Source organism: Staphylococcus sp. McC-251-APC-3A2, assembly GCF_009695665.1.
In the GTDB taxonomy this organism is placed as follows: Bacteria; Bacillota; Bacilli; order Staphylococcales; family Staphylococcaceae; genus Staphylococcus; species Staphylococcus cohnii.
On record NZ_VUNO01000003.1, the window covers coordinates 44,381 to 70,479 of the forward strand.

A 26,099-nucleotide genomic window follows, 5' to 3' on the forward strand; every position below is an offset into this window, starting at 1 on the left:
ATTCCAGAATTTACAGTTTAACAATTTATTTTGATCATTTAAAGGAGTGATTTAATTCAATGCATTCGGATGTTCAACCTTTTATCAATGAAGATATACAACAAACTTTTATTAAACAATATCAGATGCTACGTCATAAATTATTGACACTCTTAGATACACCTGTAAAAACAACACATCATATCGGAGGAACGAGTCACTTCAACTACCCTACTGAACCTATTTTAGATGTTTTAGTTGGCGTCAATGATTTACATGATATAACTGCTTTAGATGAAAAAAGATTAAATTATGAAGGGTTTTATAGACTTCACCATCCATATCATAAAAAAGTAGTAATGGCTCAATTTAATAATCTCATTGATTTAAGACAAATTGCTCGATTACATATTGTTCAAATAGATTCACAACTTTATAATGATTATCTGAAGACAAATCATTACTTAACAATTAACTCATCTCCAGCAACCAACTTTGGAAAGCAAAAGTATAATTTAGCGACAGATGCAGTACTAATTCGTGAATATGAAAATCAAAAACAATTACTTTTCAAACAACTACTCCGAAAAATTAATAAAGATTTATCGAACACACACAACTAATCTTTAATCACTAAAATATTAAATTAACTTAATCGTTTTCAATAAAACGATATACTATTTAGCAAACATGTTAAATCATTGGTATAATATATAAATGAATTCAACAGGAAAGGATGTTCTATAATTGCATAAAGATGACATCTTAAAAGAATTAGAAGCAATAGTTCCAAAAGATATTATAAAAGTTGACGAACCGCTAAAGCGCTATACATACACTGAGACGGGAGGTCAAGCCGATTATTATTTATCTCCAACCCAAAATGAGCATGTCCAAGCTATCGTCCATTTTGCCTACACAAATGATATACCCGTCACATATCTAGGTAATGGTTCAAACATCATCATCCGTGAAGGTGGCATCAGAGGAATCGTTATCAGTTTACTTCAGTTAAATTATATTGATGTTTCTGATGATGCAATCATCTCAGGAAGCGGTGCTGCAATTATTGATGTGTCACGTACTGCACGTGATAATGCGCTTACTGGATTAGAATTTGCCTGTGGTATCCCAGGTTCAATTGGTGGCGCTGTATTTATGAATGCAGGTGCTTATGGTGGTGAAGTCAAAGATTGTATTGATTATGCACTATGTGTTAATGAAAAGGGAGATCTAATCACACTGACAAACAAAGAACTGGAGTTAGATTATCGTAATAGTATCGTCCAAAAAGAACACTTAGTTGTATTAGAAGCTGCATTTACATTAGCGCCTGGCAATTTACAAGATATCCAAGAGAAAATGGATGATTTGACTGATAGAAGAGAAACGAAACAACCTTTAGAATACCCATCTTGTGGTAGCGTCTTCCAAAGACCACCAGGGCATTTTGCTGGTAAATTAATACAAGATTCAAACCTACAAGGCTATCGTATAGGTGGCGTAGAAGTATCTAAGAAACATGCAGGCTTTATGGTAAACGTTGATAAAGGTACTGCAACTGACTACGAAGATTTAATCCATCACGTGCAAAAAACGGTTAAAGCAAAATTTGATGTTGAACTTCATCCAGAAGTTAGAATAATTGGTGAACATCCTATTGAACGTTAGGAGTGTTATAAGATGCCGAAAGTATACGGTGCAACTGTAGATAATGAAACACGTTGTACACACTACCACACACCATTAGATGTAATAGCAATTAAATTCAAATGCTGTAATAAATACTATCCATGTTATAAATGTCATAATGAGGACACCTCTCATTCAATACAAAGATGGGATGCTGATGAATTTAATACAAAAGCTATTTTATGTGGTGTATGCAGACACGAAATGACAATCAATGAATATATGCTGATTGAAGCGTGTCCAAACTGTGATGCACATTTTAATAATCGTTGTAAATATCATTACAGCACTTACTTTTCTATATAATTAACGCTAAACAAAAAGAGCGACGCAGAAATTTATTTTCTAATCAAGTTTCTACGTCGCTCTTTTATCTATTTAAACCATTGTAAAAATAAACATAAACATGACATACACAAGTTCATTCAAACACTATCTTCCTATTTATTGTGCGTTTATTTTGTCTTTTACAAATTGTACAAACGCTTCTGCATCACCTTTTTGTATATTTTTCATCGGCATAGGCCCAATATTAAACGTGAAATGAATGCGACCGTCTTCGTATGTAATTTTCTCTACTTCATCATAACCAATACTTCTATAATAGAATTCTCCATTCATATCTACATTTAAAATAATACGTTCATTTGTAGCAATAAATGCACCTTCAAATTCTGTAGAACCTTGTACAGAATACTCTATCGTACCTAGTACACTAGGACCTTTCTTTTCTGTTGGAAATAAATCATTTGGGTTTACATTATCTAAAATCATTTTTATGTCACCTTCTTTTACTATTTTTATTCATTATACAAGTTTTTAAATCAATTTATTACTTAAGTGCTCAATTCCATTCTAGTATTGAGCCAACCAAAAAACAATTGAGATTAGCACAGTTACATTTTATATCATCTTGTAAGCAGAACGCATCATCCATATCAAAAAAGCAGTGAATTCACGATTAAAGTGATTTTCACTGCTTTGAGTATGCATTATTAAGACAATCCCCACTAATGTCTATTATTATTTTTTATCTATTGCTTTTTCGACTTCTTCAATTTGTTTAATCGCAGTTGTCGTCGAACCACTTGAGAAGTACCAAAGTTTTGGATCTAATTCATATACTTTATCATGCTTAATCGCATCAACATCTTTGATGACATCATTACTCAATGCTTTTTTAGCAGTAGATTTACCTGCTACAGCTTGACCTCGGTCCATCGCAAAAATAATGCTAGGATTTTTTTCTGCAACATATTCATTTGTAACATTTTGGCCATGATTACTTTCTTTAATTTCTTTATCTGCTGGTGTAAAGCCCATTGTATTAAAAATCATAGAACCGAAACGTTCTCCAGGACCAAATGTTGATAATTCACCTTCATTTACTAACAAATATAACGCTTTTTGGTCTTTTAAATCTTTTGTTTTTTCTTTCATACTTGCTATTTTATCTTCTAATTTTTTATTAAGAGACTTAACTTTGTCTTCTTTTTGATAAATTTTACCTATTTTTTCAGCATTTGCTTTAAGCGACTTAACTTCATCTTTATTATCTACACCTATGTAAACAACTTTAGCATCTGGTGCAGCTTTTTTAAATTCATCTAAGTTTTTTTGGTTTGCTGTACGTCCAGATATGAATATCACTTCTGGTTTTGCTTCTGCAACCTTGTCAAAATTAACTTCTTTTAAACTACCAGTATTTAAATACTTATCATTTTTAAATTCACTTAAAAAATCTGGTAATGATTTAGCATCTTCACCTTTAGGAACTGCTTTAACTTTATCTTCAAGTCCTAATTCTTTTAATGTATCTAATGCACCATAATCAAACACAACTGCGTTTTTAGGATTTACTGGAACCTCAACTGTCTCTTTTACAGATTTAGCATCACTTCCATCACGTTTTTCTCCATTAGCTTTATAATCATTTTCTATCTTAACTGTTTTATTTGATTCATTGCTATCTGATTTTGTATCCGATGACTTTTTATCGTCTGAGCCACCATTACTACATGCTACTAATAAAAACATTAAACCTATTACCATAAACAAAGCAAATTTCTTCATATGTTTAATCCTCCTGGAATACTAAAGTTAATCACCATTTCAATATGCCGTTTAAAATGAGCAACGTTGCAGCTGCATCACTCCCTTCAATATAAATCATTCCATTTTAAACGGATTGTAATATAGATAATTCATAATCTGCTGTTTCTTCATCAAAATATACACAAATGCGTTGTCCGCGAATTTCTTCAATTTTAACGTCCATATCGTACAATGTTTTAAGCGTATTTTCTTGTATAACTTCATCTTTAGTACTGGCTTTGACCATTTCTCCATCTTTCAATGCAATGATGTCATCCGAATAACACGAAGCAAAATTAATATCATGAATCACAACAACAATTGTTTTATTGAGTGATTTTGCGAGTTGACGTAACGTTTTCATAATTTGAACTGAATGTTTCATATCTAAATTATTTAATGGCTCATCCAGCAATATATACTCTGTGTCCTGCGCTATCGTCATAGCTACATATGCACGTTGTCGTTGGCCACCTGATAGTGTTTTTAGGTAACGATGTCTTATTTCTTTAAGATTCAATAACTCAAGTGCATACTCAACCTGCGCCCGATCTGCTTCATTTAAACGGCCTTTTGAATATGGGAATCTTCCAAAATTTACGAGTTGCTCAACAGTAATATTTAACTCAGTATGATTAGCCTGTTTCAAAATTGATAATTTTTTAGACAATTCATTACTCTTAAATTCAGAAATAGCTTTCCCTTCAATCTCAATTGTCCCTTTATCAAAATCGATCAGTCGTGTAATTGCTGAAAGTAAAGTACTCTTACCTGCACCATTTGGTCCTATCATTGAAGTTAAACGCCCTTTACTTATATCTACATTAATGTCATTTAAAATCGTTTTATCTTGAATGGTTTTATTTAATCCTTGAACACGTATCAATTCGCATGTCTCCTTTTAATTAATAGATAGATAAAGTACGTTCCACCTACTAAGTCAATAATGATACTTACTTGCGTCGTCGCTTCAAATAAATTTTCTACTACACCTTGTGCAATAAATAAACTCAACCAACTTAAACAGATTGTTGCGGGTAATATATATTTATGTTCATAGGTTTTCATCAATTCATGCGCTAGATTAACTGTTAACAATCCTAAAAATGTAATCGGACCTACCAATGAAGTAGAGACAGATACTAATATCGCAACAAGTATGAGCAATAATCTTGTAATCATTTTATAGGACAAACCTAAATTAATTGCTTGGTCTTTTCCTAATAAAAGCACATCTAAATATGGTATCGCAATCACTGTAATAATGATTAAAATAATTAATATAATGCCGCACAACATTACCAATTTACTATTGGAAGCATCAAAATTGGCAAACATTGAACTCTGAACTGCTAAAAAATCTTCAGGATTAATAATCAGTTCTAAAAATCCAGTTATACTTCTAAAGAAAGTACCTAATATAACACCAATGAGTAAAATTAAATATATCGACACATCGCCAATTCTAAAGATACCTTGAAATAATAATAATGAAAATACAATCATAACCAACAGCGAAGTAGCAAAACTTAAATATATATTAGTTACAAATGCAGACTGTACGCCAAACACAAATACTAGCAATACTTTCACAAACATATATACAGCATCAAGTCCCATAATTGATGGAGTCAATAAACGATTCGTTGTAATTGCTTGAAAGATGACTACTGAAGCTGCAATTGCTCCACCTACCAATATCATGAGCACAAGCTTTCGAAAACGACTGATAAACTGGTATCTAAAAATTTCAAAATCAATACCGATGAAAAGATATATTAAAGCAGCAATTAAAGTGACAGCAATTAATATCATTAACTTTGATTTAGCACTAATTTGCATAATTGTGTCTTCCTTTCATCAATAAGATCAAGAAAATAATCGTGCCAAAGACACCAATTGTTAAACCAATATTTATTTCATATGGATAGACAATAATCCTACCAATTATGTCAGAAAACATAACAAATACCGCCCCTAACATTGCTGTGTGAGGTAATGCTTGCTTTAAGTGGTCACCTCTGAATATTGACACAATATTCGGAACAATTAGACCTAAAAATGGCAGCGTTCCTACTGTAACAACTACAAGTGCTGTTATAGTTGCAGTTATAAATAAACCAATATTTATTATTTTTTCATAGTTGACGCCTAAGTTATTACTAAAATCTTTCCCCATCCCTGCAATCGTGAAATGATTGGCAAATATATATGTAAGTATCAATAAAGGAATGCTTAAGTATAATATTTCATATCTACCGCTCGTAATGATGGCAAAGTTTCCATTGAGCCAGTTGCCTACACTTTGTACAGTATTGGTTCTTAGAGCAAGAAAAGTTGCTAAGCTAGACACAATACCACCAAGCATAATACCTAAAAGCGGAATAAAAATAACATCAGTGAATCGTATGTATTGAACTAATTTAACAAATAAAAATGTGCCACCAATACTTAATATCACCGCAAATATTAATTTAATAATAATGTTTTCTTGCGGAAAAAATATCACTGATATTAAAATACCTAACTTTGCCCATTCCATAGTCCCTGCTGTCGTTGGGCTCACAAATTTATTTTGCATCATCTGCTGCATAATTAGTCCAGAAAGTGCTAAAGTACTTCCAGATATTAATATACTTATTGTTCTGGGTATCCTACTAGACACGATGATATTTAATTGTTCATGCGTTAAATGAAAAATATCAGTAATTGATACTTTGCTAACGCCTATAAATAAAGAAAGGATAGTTAAAAAGAATAAAATAATAGCTAAGACAACACCATTGAGTAAAAATTTCATAGTGAGTAATTAATCCTTTCATAAACGTCATGTTTTATTGAATGTGATAATCATTATCAATGCCTATAAGTTAAATTTTATCATCTTTGCATGTAAATTCAATAGCTATAACAGAGATTATCAAAACAATTCTCTATTTATGTCAAAATTTTCAAAATAAAAACAAAACCTTTTAGTCAAATGTATTCTTTTGAATTTATGTATTTATAAAAATTTTTGACATTTCAGTTGGCTAACTAATGCAAATACTAAATAAATTTAAGCACGTGCTTAAATTAATTGTATTGGCACAAAATGTGTAAAATATTAGTGCAACGAACAAAACTTTAATAAATAAAAAACGTCAATCTCTATATAATTCCAATAGAAATTGACGTTTGTTGGTGCTTAAAATTTACTTATATTTCATACATCTGCTATCAACAACTTTTACATTATGATAGTTAAACAGTTGTAATTTAGTCTTCAAAAATAAAATCTTCATCTTGTAATGCTTCAACATTTAGCGCTAAAGTATAACCATCGCCTTTAACAGAGAAGAAATCATGGTTTTTTGTAGATGTGTCTAATGCATTTTCGATGATTGGATTAAATTCTCTTTCTTCAAAGTACGGATCAAATCCAAGGTTTGATAGTGCTTTGTTACCATTATATCTTACATAGTTAAGCACATCTTCAGTTAAACCGATATCATCATATAAAGATTGTGTATAAGAAACTTCGTTTTTATATAGTTCATCTAATAATTTATACATTTCTTGGTCTGCTTGCTGTTTTTCACTTTCAGACAATTCATTGCGTAAACTTTGTGCGTCCATACCAGTAAATACACCATGAATAGATTCATCTAATAAAATTTTACGAATAATTTCTCCTGAAGTCGTCATTTTACCTTGTCCAGCTAAATATAAAGGATAATAGAAACCAGAATAGAATAAAAATGTTTCTAGAAAAACACTTGATACACGTGCAATATATTGATCATAAATAGATGCTTCTTTACCCCATAATTTATGATAATTATTTACAATTTTATCCGATTTAAATTTCAAATGTGGTTCTTCTAGGACCCATTTATCTAATAAATAGTTTGTTTCGCTAGATGGTAATAATGTTGTAAAGATGTGAGAATAACTTTTAGCATGAATTTGTTCCATCATCGCCATAAAGGAATATACCGCTTTTTTACGTAAATCTGTTGTATGTAACATAATTAATGGCATACCATCATCTGCTTGGTGTGTATCCAAACCAGTTAAACCTGCCAATGCCTTTTTAAATGCATTTTTTTCTTCATCAGATAATGTTTTCCAACTTGCAATATCTTTTGAAACTTTAAATTCAGTTTCTACCCACATTTGCGAAATATTTTGTCGCCAAAACATATTTGTCATATCTTCTTGAGTATTCCAATTGACTGCTTTCATTTAGATAATTCCCCTATCTAGTAAATATTTGTTTAATTTATAAAACACAGAAAGTGGGACAGAAATCTAAATATATTTTTAGATTTTCTATCCCTTTGCATAAGTGACTATATTTCTATAATGTCGATACACTTTGATTTAAATGACATTCACTTAATGCCTCACCTTTTTGCATTTAAAACATATGCGTTATTTCAAGATTCATATATCTTTTTCATTAATTAAAAAGTTTCGTTTTATATTGCACAGCTTGTACATTCTTCAACACTTAATAATTTATTTCTAGTGTAATATAAAGATTTCAATCCTTTATGATGTGCATAAACATATAATCTAGATAATTCACGTGTTGATATCTCTGAATTTACATAAAGAATTGTAGAAATACCTTGGTCCACATGTGTTTGAATCGTAGCTATTAAATCAATTAATTTCATTTGATCAGTATTAAATGCAGATTTGTAGTACCACATTGTTTCAGGTGATAAGAAAGGCATTGGGTAAAATGTTTCTGCATTACCATAAGTACGACGTTCAATTTGATCAACTATCGGCATAACTGAACTTGTCGCATTTTGTACATAAGAAATACTTTGTGTTGGTGCGATCGCTAAACGATATGCATGGAATAAACCGTGAGTTTCAACTTCTTTTTGTAATGCTTTCCAATCTTCAGGTGTAGGAATTTCTAAGCCTTCAAATAATTTACGTACTTTTTCATATTTTGGTGCAAATGTTTGCGAAGTGTAAAACTCAAAATATTTACCATTGGCATAATCTGACTTATCAAAGTCTTTAAATGTTTCTTGTCTATCTTTTGCAATTTCCATGGATCTTTCAATTGAATAGTAGTTCATCATCATGAAGAATATGTTAGCAAAATCTTTTGCTTCTTCAGATTCATAACCAATTTTATTTTTAGCAAGATAACCATGTAAATTCATAACGCCTAATCCAACTGAATGTAACTCACTATTAGCTTTTCTAACACCTGGGGCATTTTGAATATTTGCTTCATCACTAACCACTGTCAATGCATCCATACCTGTATGCACTGAATCTTTGAATTTTCCTGATTCCATAACATTAACAATATTTAAAGATCCTAAGTTACAAGATATATCGCGCTTGATTTCGTCTTCTGTACCGTAGTCATTAATAATAGACGTTTCTTGTAATTGGAAGATTTCTGTACATAAGTTACTCATTTTAATTTGACCAATATTAGAGTTAGGATGTACTTTATTCGCATTATCTTTAAACATTAGATAAGGATAACCAGATTGTAGTTGTGTTTGAGCAATCATATTTAGCATTTCACGAGCGTCTTTTTTCTTTTTATCAACATTTGGATTGGCTACTAAACTTTCATAGTATTCATCTAAATTAATATCATCTAACGTTACACCATATTCATTATAAACTGTATGTGGTGCGAACATATAAAAGTCTTTACCCTCTTTCGCCAATTCAAAGAATTTTGAAGGTACAATTAATCCAGTAGAAATGGTAGATAAACGTAAATCTTCATCTGCGTTAACTTTCTTTGTATCTAAAAATTCTTCTACATCGTAATGGAAAATATTTAAGTACACCGCACCAGCACCAGGACGTTGTCCTAATTGGTCTGCATAGCTAAATCCGCCTTCAAGAGATTTAGCAACAGGTAATACGCCTTTTGCTACACCTTTAATGCCTTTAATCGCTTCTCCTCTTGCACGCAATTTAGATAGGTTAATAGCAACACCGCCACCAATTTTACTTAACTGTTTTGCAGTAGAATCTATAAAATTGATTGAATTCAAACTGTCGTCTACTTCTAATAAGAAACATGACACGAGCTCACCACGACGCGCACGTCCTGCATTTAAAAATGTTGGCGTTGCTGGTTGGTAACGTTGTTCAATCATAGCTGAAATAAGTTGTCTAGCTGTCGGTTTATGACCATTTGCTAAATAAAGTGCAACAATCACAACATGTTGCTTATAATCTTCTAAGAATTGTGTTTTATCATTTGTCTTTAGCGCATAATCTTTAAAGAATTTACTAGCTGACATATAACTGGCAAAACGAAAGTCTATACTTTTGGCATAATCTGTAATTTCTTGTAAATCCGCTTCTGAATATTTTTCAAAAACATCAAAATAAAAATCGTTATCTACAAGATAGCGTAAACGTTCAATTTCAGTATCAAAATAGATTGTCTTATCTTGAATCTCTTCTAAATAAACTGCTAGCGCTTCTTGGTCCTTTTCCAAATTAAAGAAACCATTATCTTTTCGTTTTGTAACCTCATTATTTAATTCAATATGATTGTATTTTTTCTCGTCCATAATCTTCATTGAAATTTCCCACCTTATCTTTAAATTCATTTATATCGTCTGCAGTGCCCTGTACTTCAAACTTCAATAATAGTGGAACTTGATATCGTTCCGAAATTGATCGTCCAGCTTTTGCGAAATTTTGTCCCCAGTTACGATTTCCGCTCGCTGCAACAGCTTTTAACAAATCATCATTCACATCTAAAAACGCTTGAACTGGTTGGGGTACCTCACCAAATCCTATTGTTCCAGTGACCAAAACGAATGGCTCCTCTATTCTCTCTGAACAATTATTTTGCGTGATTTCCATAACATTTGTCAGTTCGGTTTTTTTTATAAATCTGCGCACATTGCCGGAAAACGAAAAATATACCACTTTCATTGGATCACCTTCTTTCTAATAGATATACGTAAGTTGGAAAATCAAAAAATGTAAGGCTTTCGAGGTGTTATTATTTGAATGTGTTTTAAATGATTGAAGTAACCACTATATATAGTAACTTGTAAATCTATAAGTAGGTATGTAAAAACTCAACATTTAAGTATTAATGCCTTATTTGTCATTATTCAAAGCCTAAAACTGTGTGATTTTACTTAAAATTTGATTTATTATAAATAAATTGACCACGTATCAAAACACAATATATTGTGTTTTGTCCTGGCCAGAAATACTATATTATGTGTTTCATTATACATAACTCATCGCCTTATTAAAAGTCTTTAATTTATGACAAAACGATGAAAACAGTATGAAAATGGCACCAATTCAACTTTAAAATCAATTTTAAAAATTTAAAAAATATTTTTGTCACTTTTAGAGTCTCAATGCTTGCTTTTTTTAATTTTCTCTTAAGCCTTGATATACCTGCATTACTTAATCTACCCTCATATATATTGCGCTTCATATATTATATTTTCGAACTAATTACTATTCTAAATTACTTTTAAATTTTCTCAATTATATGCTCCTGAATAGAACGTTTGTTCGTATATTATCTTAATATATTTCCACTTTAATTTCAAGCATATATACATTTTCTAATTAACTATGCTAATATAGATACGTTAAAATTTTAAAATTGAGGCGATGTATGTGAATCCAAAAATAAAAGGTATTATTGCTATTCTAATTTCTGCAGTTGGCTTTAGCTTTATGTCTGTTTTTTTTAGATTAGCTGGAGATCTCCCTGTCTTTCAAAAATCATTGGCAAGAAACCTAGTGGCAATGTTTATACCTTTGTATTTTATATTTAAATATAAGCAACCACTTTTTGGTAAATTAAGTAGTCAGCCTTTATTAATATCTCGTTCTGCACTTGGTTTGATTGGCGTATTATTAAATATATATGCCATCGACCATATGATACTCAGTGATGCAGACACATTAATGAAATTGAATCCATTTTGGACGATACTACTTAGTTTAATTTTCTTAAATGAAAGAGTACGCAACTATCAATTTGTCGCTATGATTGTAGCCATTTTTGGTATGTTGTTCGTTGTAAAACCTGAGTTTTCCTCATCAATGATACCAGCGATTGGTGGATTGTTATCAGGTATCTTCGCGGCAAGTGCCTACACTTGTGTTAGAGCATTAAGTAGTAGAGAAGCACCTTATACGATTGTTTTTTATTTTTCTTTCTTTTCTATAATAGTTCTCATTCCATTTACGATTTTTACATTCGAACCAATGTCTGTCATGCAAGTTGTTTATTTAATCGGTGCTGGCTTAGCTGCAGCTGCTGGTCAAATAGGTATTACTTTAGCATATAGTTTTGCACCAGCTAAAGATATTTCAATATTTACGTACGCATCTATTATTTTCACTGCGTTATTTGGTTTTATTTTATTTGGCGAATCACCAGATTTCTATGCCATTTTAGGTTACATCATTATCATTGGTGCAAGTTATTATATGTTTGAAAAAGCCAGACGCCAACCGCTAACAATTCAGAAAAAGGAACAAAAATCTAAATATTAAAGGAGCAATTACAATGTCTGAAGGACGTAAACAAGAAGATTTAAATGACATTACTTTACTAGGAAACCAAAACAATAAGTATGATTTTGATTATCGACCAGATGTATTAGAATCATTTGATAATAAACATCCAGGCCGTGATTATTTTGTTAAATTTAATTGCCCTGAGTTCACATCTTTATGCCCTATTACAGGTCAACCTGATTTTGCTACAATTTATATTTCTTATATCCCAAATATTAAAATGGTCGAATCTAAATCATTAAAACTATATTTATTTAGCTTTAGAAATCATGGTGACTTTCATGAGGACTGTATGAATATTATTATGAATGATCTCATCGACTTAATGGATCCACATTATATAGAAGTTTGGGGCAAATTCACGCCTCGTGGTGGTATATCTATAGACCCTTATACAAATTATGGCCGCCCTGACAGTAAATATGAAAAAATGGCAGAACATCGTTTAATGAATCATGACCTCTATCCAGAAAAAATAGATAATCGTTAATTCATTCCTACTATGAATAATCCACACGAACTAAAAATAATTCGTGTGGATTATTTTTTTATTTATTTCATTTAGATATTAAAACGCTTACTTATATAATTTTGTACTATTGATATATACACTTGTTATTTATGTGAAAACATTATAAAATAAATCCAACCATTTAGGGGAGGGAAATTATGAAACAGATAAGTTACACGCACGAGGAAATTATGAAAAGTACTCCGAGAAAGGGGTTCTTCGGACATCCAAAAGGACTAGGAACACTGTTTTTCACTGAATTTTGGGAGAGATTCAGTTATTATGGTATGAAAGCGATACTAATATTTTATCTTTATTATAGTGTGGCTGAGGGTGGTTTTGGTTTAAGCCAAGCCGTGGCAATGCAAATTGTCGCAATTTACGGAACTTTAATTTATATGTCAGGTGTTATTGGGGCATGGATTGCAGATCGGATAACCGGGACACAAAGCGCTGTCTTCTACGGTGGATTCCTGATCATGATTGGGCATATTTTATTGTCCTTACCTAATAATTTAACATTAGTAATGGTTGCGCTCGCAGTCATCATTGCAGGTACTGGTCTATTAAAACCAAACATTTCATCAACTGTTGGTGAACTGTATGATCGTAATGATGTAAGACGAGACGCTGCATTTACTTTATTCTATATGGGGATTAATTTTGGTAGTTTGTTTGCGCCATTACTTACAGGTTATTTACAAACTAGAGTAAGTTTCCATGCAGGTTTCTTAGTAGCTGCTATCGGCATGTTCTGTGGCTTAGTAGTATATGCACTAAAACGTAAGGTGAATTTAGGTTTGGCTGGTCGTAACGTGCCGAATCCTTTAACTAAACCAGAAATCAAAAAGTTCGTGTTATTTAGTTCAGGTATTATTGTATTATTTTTAGCATATTTATTAATTCTACATTTAAATAATGCCTTAAGCTTAGAAAACTTCAGCTTTTTAATTACCATTTTAGGTATCGTATTACCAATCTACTTGTTTATTAATATGATTTTACATAAAGACGTTACGAAAGATGAACGTTCACGTGTATATAGTTACATACCCTTGTATATTACATCTGTTGCTTTTTGGATGATACAAGAACAAGGGTCAACGATTCTCGCAACATTTGCAGATAAAAAGACACAACTAGAAATGTCTGTATTAACGAACGGATTAATTGATTTTTCAATTCCTGCCTCATGGGCACAATCTTTAAATCCATTGTTTATCATTCTCTTAGCGCCAGTCTTTGCAACGCTATGGGTTAAATTAGGTAAAAAGAATCCGCCTACGGTGCATAAATTTGCTTATGGTGCTATTATCGCTGGGTTCTCCTATCTAGTCATGATTATTCCATTGGCTACAGGCAATGACTTAATAAACCCATTATGGCTTGTACTCAGTTTCTTATTAATTACTATCGGTGAACTTTGTATATCTCCAGTCGGTTTATCAACTACTACAAAACTAGCACCAGTCACATTCACGGCGCGTATGATGAGCTTGTGGATGTTAAGTAACGCAACAGCACAGGGTCTTAACGCTCAACTCGTTGTTGTATACACAAAAATGGATCAAAGTGATTACTTTATGTATTCAGGATTAGTTGCAGTTGTTATCGGAGTTATATTATTGATTATTTCACCAAAAGTAAAACGTGCAATGAAAGGTATATATTAATCACTTAAACGATAATATTTTTTAATAAGCAATATAGAGATCTGATTTTAAAGATTTCTATATTGTTTATTTTTTTGTAAAAATACACTGCCAACAATTTAAATATAACTAAATAAAAATTTATGTTTATATACAGTGATAATAAATCAGAATATTTTGAATATTGTTGTTTTGAGAATATTATTGAAATTTAATTTAATTAAGCGTAAAATCATTTTTATACATTCTTATAGGGAGTATGAAAGGACGGGGAATGTTTTTATGCAAAATCAAGATAAAGCCCATGAACAAGCAGTTCAATCTATTCCACAAAAAGGATTTTTTGGACATCCTAAGGGGCTAGGCGTATTATTCTTTGTTGAATTTTGGGAGAGGTTCAGCTACTACGGTATGCGTGCCTTGCTGATTTTCTACATGTATTTCGCTATCAAAGATGGCGGACTAGGTATGGATAAAGGCACTGCACAGTCTATTATGGCAGTATACGGTGCACTGATATACATGACATCTGTACTGGGTGGATGGATTTCCGATAGAATTACAGGGACGCGCGCAGCAACATTTTACGGTGGCGTGTTGATCATTATTGGACATATTTTCTTAAGTTTACCTTTAGATATTATAGGACTATTTATTTCTATGTTCTTTATTATTGTGGGTTCTGGTTTAATGAAGCCAAGCATTTCAAATATTGTCGGTAGATTATACCCTGATAGAGATACACGTATAGATGCTGGTTTTGTTATATTCTATATGTCTGTTAACTTAGGTGGATTAATTTCACCAATTATTTTAGATCGCTTTGTACATACAGGTAACTTCCACGGTGGTTTCTTAATCGCTGCGATTGGTATGGCACTTGGACTCGTATGGTATATATTTTTCAATAAAAGAAATTTAGGGCAAATTGGTTCAAAACCAACAAACCCATTAAATAAAAGCGAGAAAAAGAAATATAGCATTTTATTTGCTGCAATCATCGTAATCATTGCAGCGGTATTATTAATTACCGGCTTAACAGGTACATTATCATTTAACTTAGTTAGTACAACGGTACTCATACTAGGTGTGGCATTACCTATCATATATTTCACAATTATGATTCGAAGTAAAGAAATCACAGATGATGAACGCTCAAGAGTAATAGCGTTTATACCACTATTTATACTCGGTGTAATATTCTGGTCTATTCAAGAACAGGGTGCCAACGTACTTAACCTCTTTGCGTTTGAAAGCAGTGATATGAAATTAAATATATTTGGATGGAAAGCAGATTTTGGTCCTACGCTCTTCCAGTCGATTAATCCATTATTTATTGTATTACTAGCACCAGTGATTTCATTGATTTGGGCAAAAATGGCTCGACGCCAACCAAGTATAGCCACAAAATTTGTTCTAGGCGCTATATTAGCAGGTGCTTCTTACATAATGATTGGTTCTATCGGTCATTCAGCTGGCGGTACCGATATTAGTGTCAACTGGATTATTTTATCTTATATCATTTGTGTAATCGGTGAACTTTGTTTATCACCTACAGGTAACAGTGCAGCAGTTAAACTTGCTCCAAAAGCTTTTAACACACAGATGATGAGTTTATGGCTGTTAACTAATGCCTGTGCACAGGCTATAAATGGTACATTAGTGAAACTAATCGAACCTCTTGGATACAAAAATTACTTCCTATTTTTAGGTAGTATTGCAATTGTAGTTAGTTTAATTGTTTTAGCATTTGTACCAAAAATCATCAAAGGTATGCGTGGCATTAAATAGCGCATGCAAAAAGCCCTCTTCTCAATTTATTGAGTTAGTGGGCTTTTTCCATGTGCTAAAGCTTAGGTAAACATCGACCTAATTATCCTTGTATAATAGTATGAAGAAATCATTTGAATTGAAATATATGTTTCGCCCGCCAAAATATATTTATAACTATAGAAATATGGGTAAAGTGAATAAGCAACAAAATTTAAAAGAATATGGTGAAGAAAATTGGAAAATACTAAATTCAAACACGGTGTCTTATTTTATCATGAATATAGTGGTATTAAAGATATATATCGAGGACTGGGAGATGTAGCAGCTTCTTTAACTACGTTTTGTAAACATCTGTCAATCCAACTAAGTGAAGATGAAGGTGATATCATAAGATTTTGCCAGAAGATTAAAGATCAAAGTTACAGTGACGATGTAGATATCATTTTTCTCCTTGGTGGAGATGGTACTGTCAACGAATTAATCAATGGCATGATGCAACATGAATTGAATATCCCTATTGGTATTATTCCAGGTGGTACGTTTAATGATTTCGTTAAAACATTAAACCTAAGTCCACGTCATAAAATAGCCAGTCAACAACTTATTCAATCAGAGTTACAATCTTATGATGTTATGAAAATAAATGATCAGTATGCACTAAACTTTGCTGGATTGGGTCTCATTGTTCAAAATGCAGAAAATGTTCAAAATGGCAATAAAGACATTTTTGGGAAATTGAGCTACGTAGGGTCTACTGTTAAAACTTTACTTAATCCAGAGCACTTTGATTATCAATTAACCGTTGATGGTAAAGTCATTGATGGTAATACTGCCATGCTTGTTGTTGCTAATGGGTCATTTATAGGAGGCAGTCGTATACCTTTAACAGACCTTTCACCTAGTGATGGTTATCTGAATTTATTTATCTTCAAAGAACACAGTTCAAGTGTACTGAGTGATATATTTAAACAAAGAGATAGTATGAACTGGAACCACATGACAAACGGTATTCAGCATTTATTAGCCAAAGATATCAAAATAGAGACTAAACCTGAAATGAAAGTAGATATCGATGGCGAAATTGCATTAAAAACACCCATCCATATCGAAGTTATACCAAAAGCAATTCAAATTTTAACGTTACCTGAAAACACACCTGACACTGAATATGAATAAACACACTATATATAATGATTAATAAAAAAGGACTAATCCACGTACATATGGATTAGTCCTTTTGATATAGTGTTAGAACGTGTTTACTTACTTGAAATATAGATAGCCCTTAACCTTTCACTCATAACATATTCAAATGTCCACACATTATAAGTAAAACATCATTAGATTTTATATTTAAACACCAAAAACGCGTTCATGTCATTTATATTATATATCGTAATCACGATCACCTAAGAAATATTTTTCAACATCATACCAATCATTCACACGTGTAAAACGATCATCGTTAACATTATGTGATGCTGTATACATAATTGGTTTACCAGTAAATATAGCTAACTGACGAGGGTTGTCATCTATGAGATAGTCCGCGTTTACGATATCTTTACGACCACAAAAAACAAAATGCTGTGGGTCTAAAAACGGAAAATACTCTCTTAACCATGCATATTTATCATGAAACGATGTAGGAACGTCCATTGCAGCAGTAGCAATATAGACATCATAATACTCAGTTAGTTTTTTCACAACTTCTTGTGAATGTGCCATCACTTTTAATTTTTTGAAAAAACCTGGTTCGCGTAAAATTTCATGCAATAACCCATCATGTTCAGGCATAGCATGACGTAATTTTTTACCATCCAACATATCATATGTTATTCCTAAATCTGTACGTTTATTCACATCTTCAATCAATGCACCTACTGTATCAGCAAGTACTTCATCCATATCAATAGCAATTGATTTTCTAGTCATCTCGTACTCTACTCCCTTTTAAGTTCTTGTTCATTAACAATGATAACGCATTATTACATTGGCCATCTTAGAACATGATCTTGTTTATCACTATTAGTATAGCAAAAAACGTTCAATGAAACCAAAATTGTATATGAGCATATCATAATATACTATATAAATTAATTATTTTCATTATATAGTTTAAGCTTTATACATTTTAATTTATTGAACGTTATAAATACTACTTTTTATAAATCAAAGTTATTTAATACTTCGATCATTTTATCATTTTGCTCAGGGAAACCAATCGTAATTCTGACACCATTCGGAAATTCTCTTGTAATGCATCCCTGTTTTAACAATGCTTCATATAATTCGTGAGGTCGCGACGTATTCACAAAAATAAAGTTCGTTTGGCTTGGATTTAATTTATGACTACTAACTGAATCAAAGAATTTTGCTCTTTCTTGTGCATTTTTTTCACGAATAGAATCTAAATAATCTTGATCTTCTAACGCAGCAAGTGCAGCGTGTTCTGATAATCGACCTACATTAAATGGTGGTCGTATAATATTCCATTTTTCAATCGCTTCTTGAGCAGCAATCACATATCCAATACGCATGCCGGCTAATCCATATGCTTTAGAAAATGTTCTCAGTAAGAAAGCATTTGGAAATTGTTCTTGTAAAGCTAATGAATTCGGAAAGTCTTCAGCTGTCGCGAATTCAACATAAGCTTCATCTATAATTACCGGTATATCTTGAGGTACACGTGATAAGAATCGTTGCAAGTCTTCATGAGTAAAGTATGTGCCGGTAGGATTATTAGGGTTACACAACCATACAAGTTTAGTGTAGTCATCAACTTCAGAAAGTATGCCTTCTAAATCAAATCCACCATCTTTTAGTGGGACTTGTACAACATCTGCCGCTTCAACTATGGCATTATGATAATACTGACCAAAAGTCATTTCACTTGTAACAATTTTATCTCCTTTAGTTAAAACAGCACGTGAAATCATTAATATCACTTCATCTAATCCTGCACCAAATAAAATACGTGCTGGGTCAACATTCAAATGTTTACTTATCGCTTCTTTAATTAACGGAGAACCCGTTTCAGGATAAAATTGCAATTCATCTAAATGCTGCGTGATTGCGTCTTTCACTTTAGGTGACGGTCCATATAAATTTTCATTAGAAGCTAATTTATAAAGTTCACCCTCAATCCCGTATTGTTCTTTTAGTGCTCTTGGTGATAAACCTGGTTGATATGCTGATAATTGCTCTATTTGTTTTTTCATTGTTGATTCGGGCCTCCTTAAATTTACAGAAATTTCAAAACTTAGTAACCATTATATACCTTATTTCCATTGAAAATCAATGTAACTTAAATTTTTAAAGCTAGAATTTAATCAAATATAAATACGAGTTCAACTTAATGCATTTTTGTCCGTAGTAAAATGCATTGTTAAACTCGTATTGTCTTATGAATTAATCAATTAAATGATGTTTCTCTAGATAGTTTTTTGCTACCTCATATGGATCTTCTTTTTTTACTGTAACTTCATAATTCATTTCTTGCATATCTTCATCAGAAATCTTACCTGCTAATTTATTAAGCGGTGCTTTAATTTCAGGATGATCTTTTAAATACGATGTTTTAAACATAGGAGCGCCTTGATATGGAGGGAATACTTTTTTATCATCTTCTAATACAACCATATCATATTGTTTTAATTCAGCATCTGTTGAATATGCGTCGATTAAATTAATATCTCCGCTTTCAACTGCTTGATATCTTAATTTCGGCTCCATCGTCTTCACGTCACCGAAATCTAAATCATATGCTTTTTTAACAGCTGGGTAACCATCCTCACGATCATTAAACTCTAATGTGAAACCTGGTTTAATTTGATCGCTCACTTTGTTTAAGTCACCTATCGTTTTAATATTATGCTTTTTCGCAAAATCTTTTTTCACCGCTAATGAATAAGTATTATTATATTGCATTGGCTTTAACATAGTCATATCGTACTTATCTTCTAAACTTGATTTTGCTTGTTGATATACTTTATTTTCTTGTTTAGACTTCAAATCTTCTTTTGTTAACTCTCCAAGTACTGTACCCGTAAACTCAAGGTAGCCATCTATATCGTCAGATTTCAAGGCATTAAATAGGAATGAAGTTTTCCCCATGCCATCTTTCACTTCTACTGTATCATCTGTTTCTTCTTCAATTAAAATTTTATACATATTAGTAATTACAGATGGTTCTGACCCAAGTTTACCTGCTAATGTAATTTTATCTCCTTTTTGAGCAAACATTGGTCCAATAATCACTAATAACAGTATTATAATAATTGCACCAAGAGAAATAAGCAATTTTTTATAGGATAGTTTTTGCATATAACGTAAAACTAAATCAAATAGAATTGCTAATAAAGCTGCAGGAATCGCACCAATAATAATCAATGATGTGTCATTTCGATCTATACCTAAAAGAATCAAATCACCAAGACCACCTGCACCAATTAACGCTGCTAATGTAGCAGTACCTATAATCAATACCATTGCTGTTCTAATACCCGCCATAATTACTGGCATGGCTATTGGCAATTCCACTTTCGTTAATCTTCGACCTGGCTTCATACCGATACCCTTAGCTGCTTCAATTAACGAGCTATCTACCTCATTGATACCTGTGTATGTATTTCTTAATATCGGCAACAATGCATAAACTACTAATGCGATCACTGCTGGTACCTTACCTATACCAAACAGCGGTATCATCAAACCAAGCAAAGCTAATGATGGAATTGTCTGTAACACGGCTGCGATATTCATCACAACCTCAGAAACCTTGCGTGTCTTTGTGAGTAAAATGCCTAGCGGTACCCCAATTACTGCAGCAATGAGCAATGCAATAAACGATATTTGGATATGTTCAAATATGGTAGTTAACAATTGTCCTTTCCGATCTGAAAGTGTATTTATTAATTCATTCATCTTTGACTACCCCCTGTATGCTCCGATAGATATTTAAACATATCTTCGCGTTTAAGCACATGCTGTGTAGCAGTCGAATCATCATTAATAATGATTGCATCGTGGTTAGCTAAATCACTATAAATGCTTTTAATAGACGCGTTACTATTAACAATAGGATAACCTTTGGTAGCTTCCTGTTCATTAATCGTTAATTCACCGATAAGTTCTGATAGTTTTACGTCTTTTTCTATTTTCAGTGATTTATCCCCAACAAATTGTCTTACAAAATCACTTTTAGGATGATTAACCATATTGTCAGGTGTATCTATTTGCTCTACATGTCCTTTGTTTAATAGACAAATTCTATCAGCTAGCTTCATCGCTTCTTGTATATCATGTGTTACAAAAACGATTGTTTTTTTAATTTTTTGCTGTAATGCTATTAAATCATCCTGCAGCTTTTCTCTGCTAATTGGATCTAATGCACTGAAAGGTTCGTCCATCAGAATAACTGGTGGATCTGCAGCTAATGCACGTACCACACCAACACGTTGTTGTTGTCCACCTGATAATTCATCTGGTTTTCTATCTTTAAATAGTTCTGGCTCTAAACCAACCATATTTAATAACTCATCTATACGTTTATCAATATCTGCTTCTTTCCATTTTTTCATTTGTGGCACTTGTGCAATATTCTCTTTTATCGTTAAATGCGGAAATAATGCAATTTGTTGTAAAACATAACCAATATCCCAGCGCATTTCATATACTGGATAGTCACTAATTGGTTTCCCTTTAAAATAAATGAATCCCTCTGTTAATGAAATTAAACGATTAATCATTTTTAATGTCGTTGTTTTACCACAACCTGAAGGTCCGATTAAAACAAAAAATTCACCTTCTTTTATATTAAAGCTAAGATCATCTACAGCTTTCTTATCCCCATAACGTTTCATAACATTTTTAAATTCTATCAATTTGTCACCCTCACTCTTCTCATTGCCTTTACTATCACTTAAAAAAATTCACATAGTTAACACATAACCGATTTACTAACAATTTAACCTTTTTAATCACAGTTAAATAAAACAAATACGAAGTTAATTCAAACTCATCAATATTACTATTACATTTGTGCCTGTATAGTATATTAATCGTTGTCAAATTAACTTCGTATTTTTTGCAATCATTTCAATGTAAAATACCAATACCGTTAAAATTAAGTATATGGGATTATATATTCTAAAAACAATTATTTGCTCAACTAAATTTGAGCTTTATAAGATTGTATTGTTTCTAAAAATATTGGACAGTAGTGTTTTAATTTATAACTTCCAACACCATCAATTAATATCATATCTTGTTTTGATTCTGGTTTTCTCTTTGCAAATTCTTCCAAAGTGAAATCTGAGAAAATGCTTACTGGTGGAATAGTTAATTTTTCACTTAATTGTTTACGTACAGCAACTAATTCATCGAATAAAGCACGGTCTACACCTTCTACAGTGTTGATGTTAACCTTTTCTTTTGATTTGCGTTTAAATGGTGTTGTATATATCGAAATTTGGTTATTAAGCAGTTCCTTTACAGAAACATCACAGGTTAATATTTCATCGTGTTCATTCAAAAATCCTTTAAATCGCAATTCATCAATAAGATGACTGAGTTCAGAAGTCGTATAGTTTTTCATAATACCATGCGTTGTCAATTGATTATAATCACAATAACGAATGTAATCAGAGTCTTCGCCCCTTAAAACTTGAATAATGACACTATAACTTTCTTGCTGTTTCATACGTGCAATACAACTCACTATCATCTTCGCTTCGTTCGTCATGTCATATGTTTTATTTTCTCTAACACAATTACTACATTGTTCACATTCTTCTAGTTTTTCATTAGGTTCAAAATAATGTACAAGTGTTGCTTCTAGACACTTTTTAGTTTTCGTATATAGCAACATTTTATTCAATTTTTCACCCATTTTTTCTTTGTAATCATCGTCTGCTTTTGAAGATGAAATGAAATATTGGTGTAATCCAATGTCTCTATCGCTGAATAAAAGAATACAATCACTCTTCAATCCATCACGACCAGCACGTCCCGCTTCTTGATAATAAGACTCTAAATCACCAGGCATATTATAGTGAATCACAAATCGCACATTAGATTTATCAATACCCATACCAAATGCGTTCGTTGCTACAACGACACGCACGCGATCATATACAAAATCATTTTGTGCTGCTTCACGCTCTTTATTGGATAAACCAGCGTGGTATATTGTGCTACTAATTTTATTGTTTTCAAGTGCTTCATGTAGTTCTTCTACTTGTTTACGTGTCGAGCAATAAATAATGCCTGCTTCTTTTTGATGATCTTTAACATATTCTAATACGAACTTTTGACGTTGGTACGTTGGATTAACTTGAAATATTAAATTACGTCGTTTTGTACTTGTTTTAATTTCGTCATGCTTATCGATATTTAAACGATCCATAATATCTTTTTGTACTTCAATTGTTGCCGTTGCTGTTAATGCTACAATTGAAAAATCTTGTGGCAAGGCAAAAACCTTATGGATGACTTCCTGATAACTTGGTCTAAAATCATGTCCCCATTTTGAAATACAATGGGCTTCATCAAAGGCAACTAAGTGTATATCTAACTGCTGTAATAAGCGCATAAAATTAGCATTGTCAAAACGTTCCGGTGCAACATATAAAAATTGAATTTCTCCACTTTTTAGTTGTGCTTGAATCTCTTTTTGTTGCTTTTGAGTCAAACTACTATTTAAATATGCTGCGCGAATCCCCATGGCCTTTAATTGATCAACTTGATCTTTCATAAGTGAAATTAATGGGCTGATTACGATTGTCGTACCACCCAACATTAATCCTGGCACTTGGTAACAAATTGATTTTCCCCCACCAGTTGGTAAAACGCCAAGCACATTACGATGATCCATTACTTTAGTTATTATTTCTTTTTGACCTGGACGGAATGTGTCATAGCCAAAATAATGTGATAATGTTGCTTCCATGTTATATAATCCCTCATTGTTCTTTTAATTCTTCAAGTTCGCTCCATCTTGTTATATCTTCTTCATACAACATATTAAGATTTTGTTGTTCTTCATTTAATTCTTTTACTTTAGCATAATCAGAACTTGCTTCAACCATTTCTTGCTCGATTTCTTCTAATCTGTGCTCGGTTGTTTCAATACGCGCAATAATTGTTTCATATTCTTGTTTTTCTTTATACGATAAACCTTTTTTCTTTTTCTTTTCATACGTTGGTTTCACTTTAGCTTGTTGTTTTTCTTGCGTTTGTAATTTATCTATTTCTTTTTTATATGCTTCATAGTCATCAAAATTTCCTATGATACGTTCTATTTTTCCATCATGAATATACCAAAATTCTTGAGCAACTTTATTTAAAAAGTAGCGATCATGACTCACCGTGATAACTGTGCCGCCAAACGTATCGATATAATCTTCTAAAATAGTTAACGTTTCTGTATCTAAATCATTTGTCGGTTCATCTAATAATAAAACATTAGGTTGATGCACTAATAATTTTAATAAATACAATCTTTTTTGTTCTCCACCTGATAATTTGTAAACTTTTTTACCATGTGTTGCACTTGGGAATAAAAAGCGTTCTAATAATTGCGTAACTGACACAGCAGTTCCATCTTTTTCTTTCGCTACTTCACTTTCTTCACGCAAATAATCAATCATTCTGATGTCCCGGTCTAAACGTGCTTCAGTCTGTCTGAAATAAGCAACTTTAACAGTTTGACCAACTTTCAATTCCCCTTCGAACGCTTGGTCATCACCATTCAAAATATTCAACAATGTTGTTTTACCAGCACCATTTGGTCCGACGATACCAATTTGTTGTCCATTTTGAATAATTTCAGTGACATGTTCAAACAATATTTTATCGCCGATACATTTTGACACGTTATCAAGTTCAAAAACTTGTTTACCTAAACGTGAATACGCAAGATTTAAAGATGCTTTATCTTGTTGTTGTTGGTTTTTCACATCGTGTTCTAAATCTTTAAATCTATTTTTTCGTGCTTGTTGTTTTGTAGAACGCGCTTTTACTCCTGCACGCATCCAAGCTAATTCTTGTTTATATAATGCGCGCTGTTTCGCTTGTTGTTTTTGCTCAACAACTTCATTTTCAGCACGTTGTGCAATGTAATCTTCATAATTACCTGGATAAGTAGTTAATTTACCACGATCTAATTCAATAATGCGAGATGATACTTCATTTAAAAAGTAACGATCATGTGTTACAAACAGCACTGTATGCGGATACTGTTTAACATAATTAATTAACCAGTTGATTGACTCAAAATCTAGATGGTTCGTAGGTTCATCCAGAAGTAATAAATCTGGTTGCTCTATAAGTGTTTTAGCAAGACCAACACGTTTTTGTTGCCCACCTGAAAGTTCTCTCACTTTTTTAGTCGTATCATTGATGCCTAGCTTTGATAAAATAGTCTTAATTTCAGCACTATAATCCCAAGCTTGATATGTATCCATTGCTTCTTGTGCTTGCATCATTTGTTGAAAATCTGTCTCATTCTGCGTCTCACTATATTTTGTTACAGCAGCTTCATATGAGCGAATCACCTGAAGTGTCTTTGTCTCTGACGTTAATACCGCTTCAAAAACAGTTAAATCTCCTTCAAACTCTTGTTTTTGAGAAGAATAACGTATGCGATATGCATTAGGATGTGAGACCTCTGCCTCGAAGTCTTCATCCAAACCAGCGATTACTTTTAACAAAGTACTTTTGCCTGTACCATTAATACCTACAAGACCTATTTTTTCTCCTTCAGAAATAGACAGATGTAAATCATCGAAAATGATTTTATCAGCGTAAGATTTATGTAAATGTTCAATTTTGTAGGCTTCCAT

General features: G+C 32.1%; 22 protein-coding genes. 8 read left to right on the forward strand and 14 right to left on the reverse strand.

The features are described 5' to 3' along the window. Window positions 1-59: 59 nt before the first annotated feature. The 3 genes from FYJ81_RS07825 (at window position 60) to FYJ81_RS07835 (ending at window position 1,977) form a co-directional block, all read left to right on the forward strand. Window positions 60-602: a GrpB family protein gene (locus tag FYJ81_RS07825; RefSeq protein ID WP_154409540.1), complete on the forward strand. Its 543-nt coding sequence runs from the start codon at window positions 60-62 to the stop codon at window positions 600-602. A gap of 124 nt (window positions 603-726) precedes the next feature. Beyond that, a complete protein-coding gene (gene murB, locus FYJ81_RS07830; protein WP_107385209.1) occupies window positions 727-1,650 on the forward strand; it encodes a UDP-N-acetylmuramate dehydrogenase in 924 nt (307 codons plus the stop codon). Window positions 1,651-1,662: 12 nt separating this feature from the next. Beyond that, window positions 1,663-1,977, forward strand: a complete 315-nt coding sequence (locus FYJ81_RS07835; RefSeq protein WP_107385210.1) for a CHY zinc finger protein — start codon at window positions 1,663-1,665, stop codon at window positions 1,975-1,977. Between the two features lie 138 nt (window positions 1,978-2,115). On the opposite strand, the gene FYJ81_RS07840 is transcribed toward FYJ81_RS07835, so the two are convergent. The 8 genes from FYJ81_RS07840 to nrdI form a co-directional block, all read right to left on the reverse strand. Next, complete coding sequence (locus FYJ81_RS07840; protein WP_107385211.1) at window positions 2,116-2,445, reverse strand: PH domain-containing protein; 330 nt, start codon at window positions 2,443-2,445, stop codon at window positions 2,116-2,118. A gap of 249 nt (window positions 2,446-2,694) precedes the next feature. Further along, window positions 2,695-3,744 (reverse strand): ferrated catecholamine ABC transporter substrate-binding lipoprotein SstD, encoded by a 1,050-nt coding sequence (locus FYJ81_RS07845; RefSeq protein ID WP_107385212.1) that lies wholly within the window; start codon window positions 3,742-3,744, stop codon window positions 2,695-2,697. Window positions 3,745-3,850: 106 nt separating this feature from the next. Next, window positions 3,851-4,651 (reverse strand): iron ABC transporter ATP-binding protein, encoded by an 801-nt coding sequence (locus tag FYJ81_RS07850; protein ID WP_040030228.1) that lies wholly within the window; start codon window positions 4,649-4,651, stop codon window positions 3,851-3,853. Further along, entirely contained in the window at window positions 4,648-5,607 is a 960-nt protein-coding gene (locus FYJ81_RS07855; RefSeq protein ID WP_107385213.1) for an iron chelate uptake ABC transporter family permease subunit, read from the reverse strand. The genes FYJ81_RS07850 and FYJ81_RS07855 overlap by 4 nt, the downstream gene beginning before the upstream one ends. Next, window positions 5,597-6,565, reverse strand: coding sequence for an ABC transporter permease (locus FYJ81_RS07860; RefSeq protein ID WP_154409541.1), 969 nt, complete (start codon window positions 6,563-6,565; stop codon window positions 5,597-5,599). Before FYJ81_RS07860 ends, FYJ81_RS07855 begins: the two co-directional genes overlap by 11 nt. Before the next feature lie 458 nt (window positions 6,566-7,023). After that, window positions 7,024-7,992, reverse strand: a complete 969-nt coding sequence (gene nrdF / locus FYJ81_RS07865) for a class 1b ribonucleoside-diphosphate reductase subunit beta (RefSeq protein ID WP_019469517.1) — start codon at window positions 7,990-7,992, stop codon at window positions 7,024-7,026. 236 nt (window positions 7,993-8,228) lie between these two features. Continuing rightward, window positions 8,229-10,334, reverse strand: coding sequence for a class 1b ribonucleoside-diphosphate reductase subunit alpha (gene nrdE / locus FYJ81_RS07870; protein WP_107521312.1), 2,106 nt, complete (start codon window positions 10,332-10,334; stop codon window positions 8,229-8,231). Continuing rightward, on the reverse strand, window positions 10,297-10,695 hold the full coding sequence (gene nrdI / locus FYJ81_RS07875; protein ID WP_154409542.1) for a class Ib ribonucleoside-diphosphate reductase assembly flavoprotein NrdI: 399 nt from the start codon (window positions 10,693-10,695) through the stop codon (window positions 10,297-10,299). The genes nrdE and nrdI overlap by 38 nt, the downstream gene beginning before the upstream one ends. A 711-nt stretch (window positions 10,696-11,406) precedes the next feature. Between nrdI and FYJ81_RS07880 the strand changes: the two genes are divergently transcribed. The 5 genes from FYJ81_RS07880 to FYJ81_RS07900 all read left to right on the forward strand — a co-directional run bounded on the left by FYJ81_RS07880 (window position 11,407) and on the right by FYJ81_RS07900 (window position 17,430). Beyond that, a complete protein-coding gene (locus FYJ81_RS07880) occupies window positions 11,407-12,294 on the forward strand; it encodes a DMT family transporter (protein ID WP_107505192.1) in 888 nt (295 codons plus the stop codon). 13 nt (window positions 12,295-12,307) lie between these two features. Next, on the forward strand, window positions 12,308-12,808 hold the full coding sequence (queF, locus tag FYJ81_RS07885) for a preQ(1) synthase (protein WP_019469521.1): 501 nt from the start codon (window positions 12,308-12,310) through the stop codon (window positions 12,806-12,808). 179 nt (window positions 12,809-12,987) lie between these two features. Then, on the forward strand, window positions 12,988-14,502 hold the full coding sequence (locus FYJ81_RS07890) for a peptide MFS transporter (RefSeq protein WP_107505191.1): 1,515 nt from the start codon (window positions 12,988-12,990) through the stop codon (window positions 14,500-14,502). 261 nt (window positions 14,503-14,763) lie between these two features. Further along, complete coding sequence (locus tag FYJ81_RS07895; RefSeq protein WP_154409544.1) at window positions 14,764-16,272, forward strand: peptide MFS transporter; 1,509 nt, start codon at window positions 14,764-14,766, stop codon at window positions 16,270-16,272. Window positions 16,273-16,488: 216 nt separating this feature from the next. Beyond that, entirely contained in the window at window positions 16,489-17,430 is a 942-nt protein-coding gene (locus FYJ81_RS07900) for a diacylglycerol/lipid kinase family protein (RefSeq protein WP_107384936.1), read from the forward strand. A 210-nt stretch (window positions 17,431-17,640) separates the two neighbouring features. Here FYJ81_RS07900 and FYJ81_RS07905 read toward each other — a convergent pair whose 3' ends face one another. The 6 genes from FYJ81_RS07905 to FYJ81_RS07930 form a co-directional block, all read right to left on the reverse strand. Then, window positions 17,641-18,189 carry a 5' nucleotidase, NT5C type gene (locus tag FYJ81_RS07905; RefSeq protein WP_107505188.1) on the reverse strand — a complete coding sequence of 183 codons (549 nt, stop codon included), beginning with the start codon at window positions 18,187-18,189 and terminating at the stop codon, window positions 17,641-17,643. A 230-nt stretch (window positions 18,190-18,419) separates the two neighbouring features. Next, the gene (gene hisC / locus FYJ81_RS07910) at window positions 18,420-19,475 is read right to left on the reverse strand and encodes a histidinol-phosphate transaminase (protein ID WP_107384934.1); all 1,056 of its coding nucleotides are present in this window, start codon (window positions 19,473-19,475) and stop codon (window positions 18,420-18,422) included. 190 nt (window positions 19,476-19,665) lie between these two features. Beyond that, complete coding sequence (locus tag FYJ81_RS07915) at window positions 19,666-21,180, reverse strand: ABC transporter permease/substrate-binding protein (RefSeq protein ID WP_107384933.1); 1,515 nt, start codon at window positions 21,178-21,180, stop codon at window positions 19,666-19,668. Then, on the reverse strand, window positions 21,177-22,139 hold the full coding sequence (locus FYJ81_RS07920) for an ABC transporter ATP-binding protein (protein ID WP_107384932.1): 963 nt from the start codon (window positions 22,137-22,139) through the stop codon (window positions 21,177-21,179). The genes FYJ81_RS07915 and FYJ81_RS07920 overlap by 4 nt, the downstream gene beginning before the upstream one ends. Before the next feature lie 287 nt (window positions 22,140-22,426). Next, entirely contained in the window at window positions 22,427-24,205 is a 1,779-nt protein-coding gene (recQ, locus tag FYJ81_RS07925; protein ID WP_107384931.1) for a DNA helicase RecQ, read from the reverse strand. A gap of 13 nt (window positions 24,206-24,218) precedes the next feature. Further along, complete coding sequence (locus FYJ81_RS07930) at window positions 24,219-26,099, reverse strand: ABC-F family ATP-binding cassette domain-containing protein (protein WP_107384930.1); 1,881 nt, start codon at window positions 26,097-26,099, stop codon at window positions 24,219-24,221.

Bases quoted from the DNA above. Each gene is read 5' to 3' on its own strand.
- FYJ81_RS07825 (WP_154409540.1), top strand. From the start codon at position 60: ATGCATTCGGATGTTCAACCTTTTATCAATGAAGATATACAACAAACT.
- FYJ81_RS07835 (WP_107385210.1), top strand. From the start codon at position 1,663: ATGCCGAAAGTATACGGTGCAACTGTAGATAATGAAACACGTTGTACA.
- FYJ81_RS07840 (WP_107385211.1), bottom strand. From the start codon at position 2,445: ATGATTTTAGATAATGTAAACCCAAATGATTTATTTCCAACAGAAAAG.
- FYJ81_RS07845 (WP_107385212.1), bottom strand. From the start codon at position 3,744: ATGAAGAAATTTGCTTTGTTTATGGTAATAGGTTTAATGTTTTTATTA.
- FYJ81_RS07855 (WP_107385213.1), bottom strand. From the start codon at position 5,607: ATGCAAATTAGTGCTAAATCAAAGTTAATGATATTAATTGCTGTCACT.
- FYJ81_RS07860 (WP_154409541.1), bottom strand. From the start codon at position 6,565: ATGAAATTTTTACTCAATGGTGTTGTCTTAGCTATTATTTTATTCTTT.
- nrdF (WP_019469517.1), bottom strand. From the start codon at position 7,992: ATGAAAGCAGTCAATTGGAATACTCAAGAAGATATGACAAATATGTTT.
- nrdE (WP_107521312.1), bottom strand. From the start codon at position 10,334: ATGAAGATTATGGACGAGAAAAAATACAATCATATTGAATTAAATAAT.
- nrdI (WP_154409542.1), bottom strand. From the start codon at position 10,695: ATGAAAGTGGTATATTTTTCGTTTTCCGGCAATGTGCGCAGATTTATA.
- queF (WP_019469521.1), top strand. From the start codon at position 12,308: ATGTCTGAAGGACGTAAACAAGAAGATTTAAATGACATTACTTTACTA.
- FYJ81_RS07890 (WP_107505191.1), top strand. From the start codon at position 12,988: ATGAAACAGATAAGTTACACGCACGAGGAAATTATGAAAAGTACTCCG.
- FYJ81_RS07895 (WP_154409544.1), top strand. From the start codon at position 14,764: ATGCAAAATCAAGATAAAGCCCATGAACAAGCAGTTCAATCTATTCCA.
- FYJ81_RS07905 (WP_107505188.1), bottom strand. From the start codon at position 18,189: ATGACTAGAAAATCAATTGCTATTGATATGGATGAAGTACTTGCTGAT.
- hisC (WP_107384934.1), bottom strand. From the start codon at position 19,475: ATGAAAAAACAAATAGAGCAATTATCAGCATATCAACCAGGTTTATCA.
- FYJ81_RS07915 (WP_107384933.1), bottom strand. From the start codon at position 21,180: ATGAATGAATTAATAAATACACTTTCAGATCGGAAAGGACAATTGTTA.
- recQ (WP_107384931.1), bottom strand. From the start codon at position 24,205: ATGGAAGCAACATTATCACATTATTTTGGCTATGACACATTCCGTCCA.
- FYJ81_RS07930 (WP_107384930.1), bottom strand. From the start codon at position 26,099: ATGGAAGCCTACAAAATTGAACATTTACATAAATCTTACGCTGATAAA.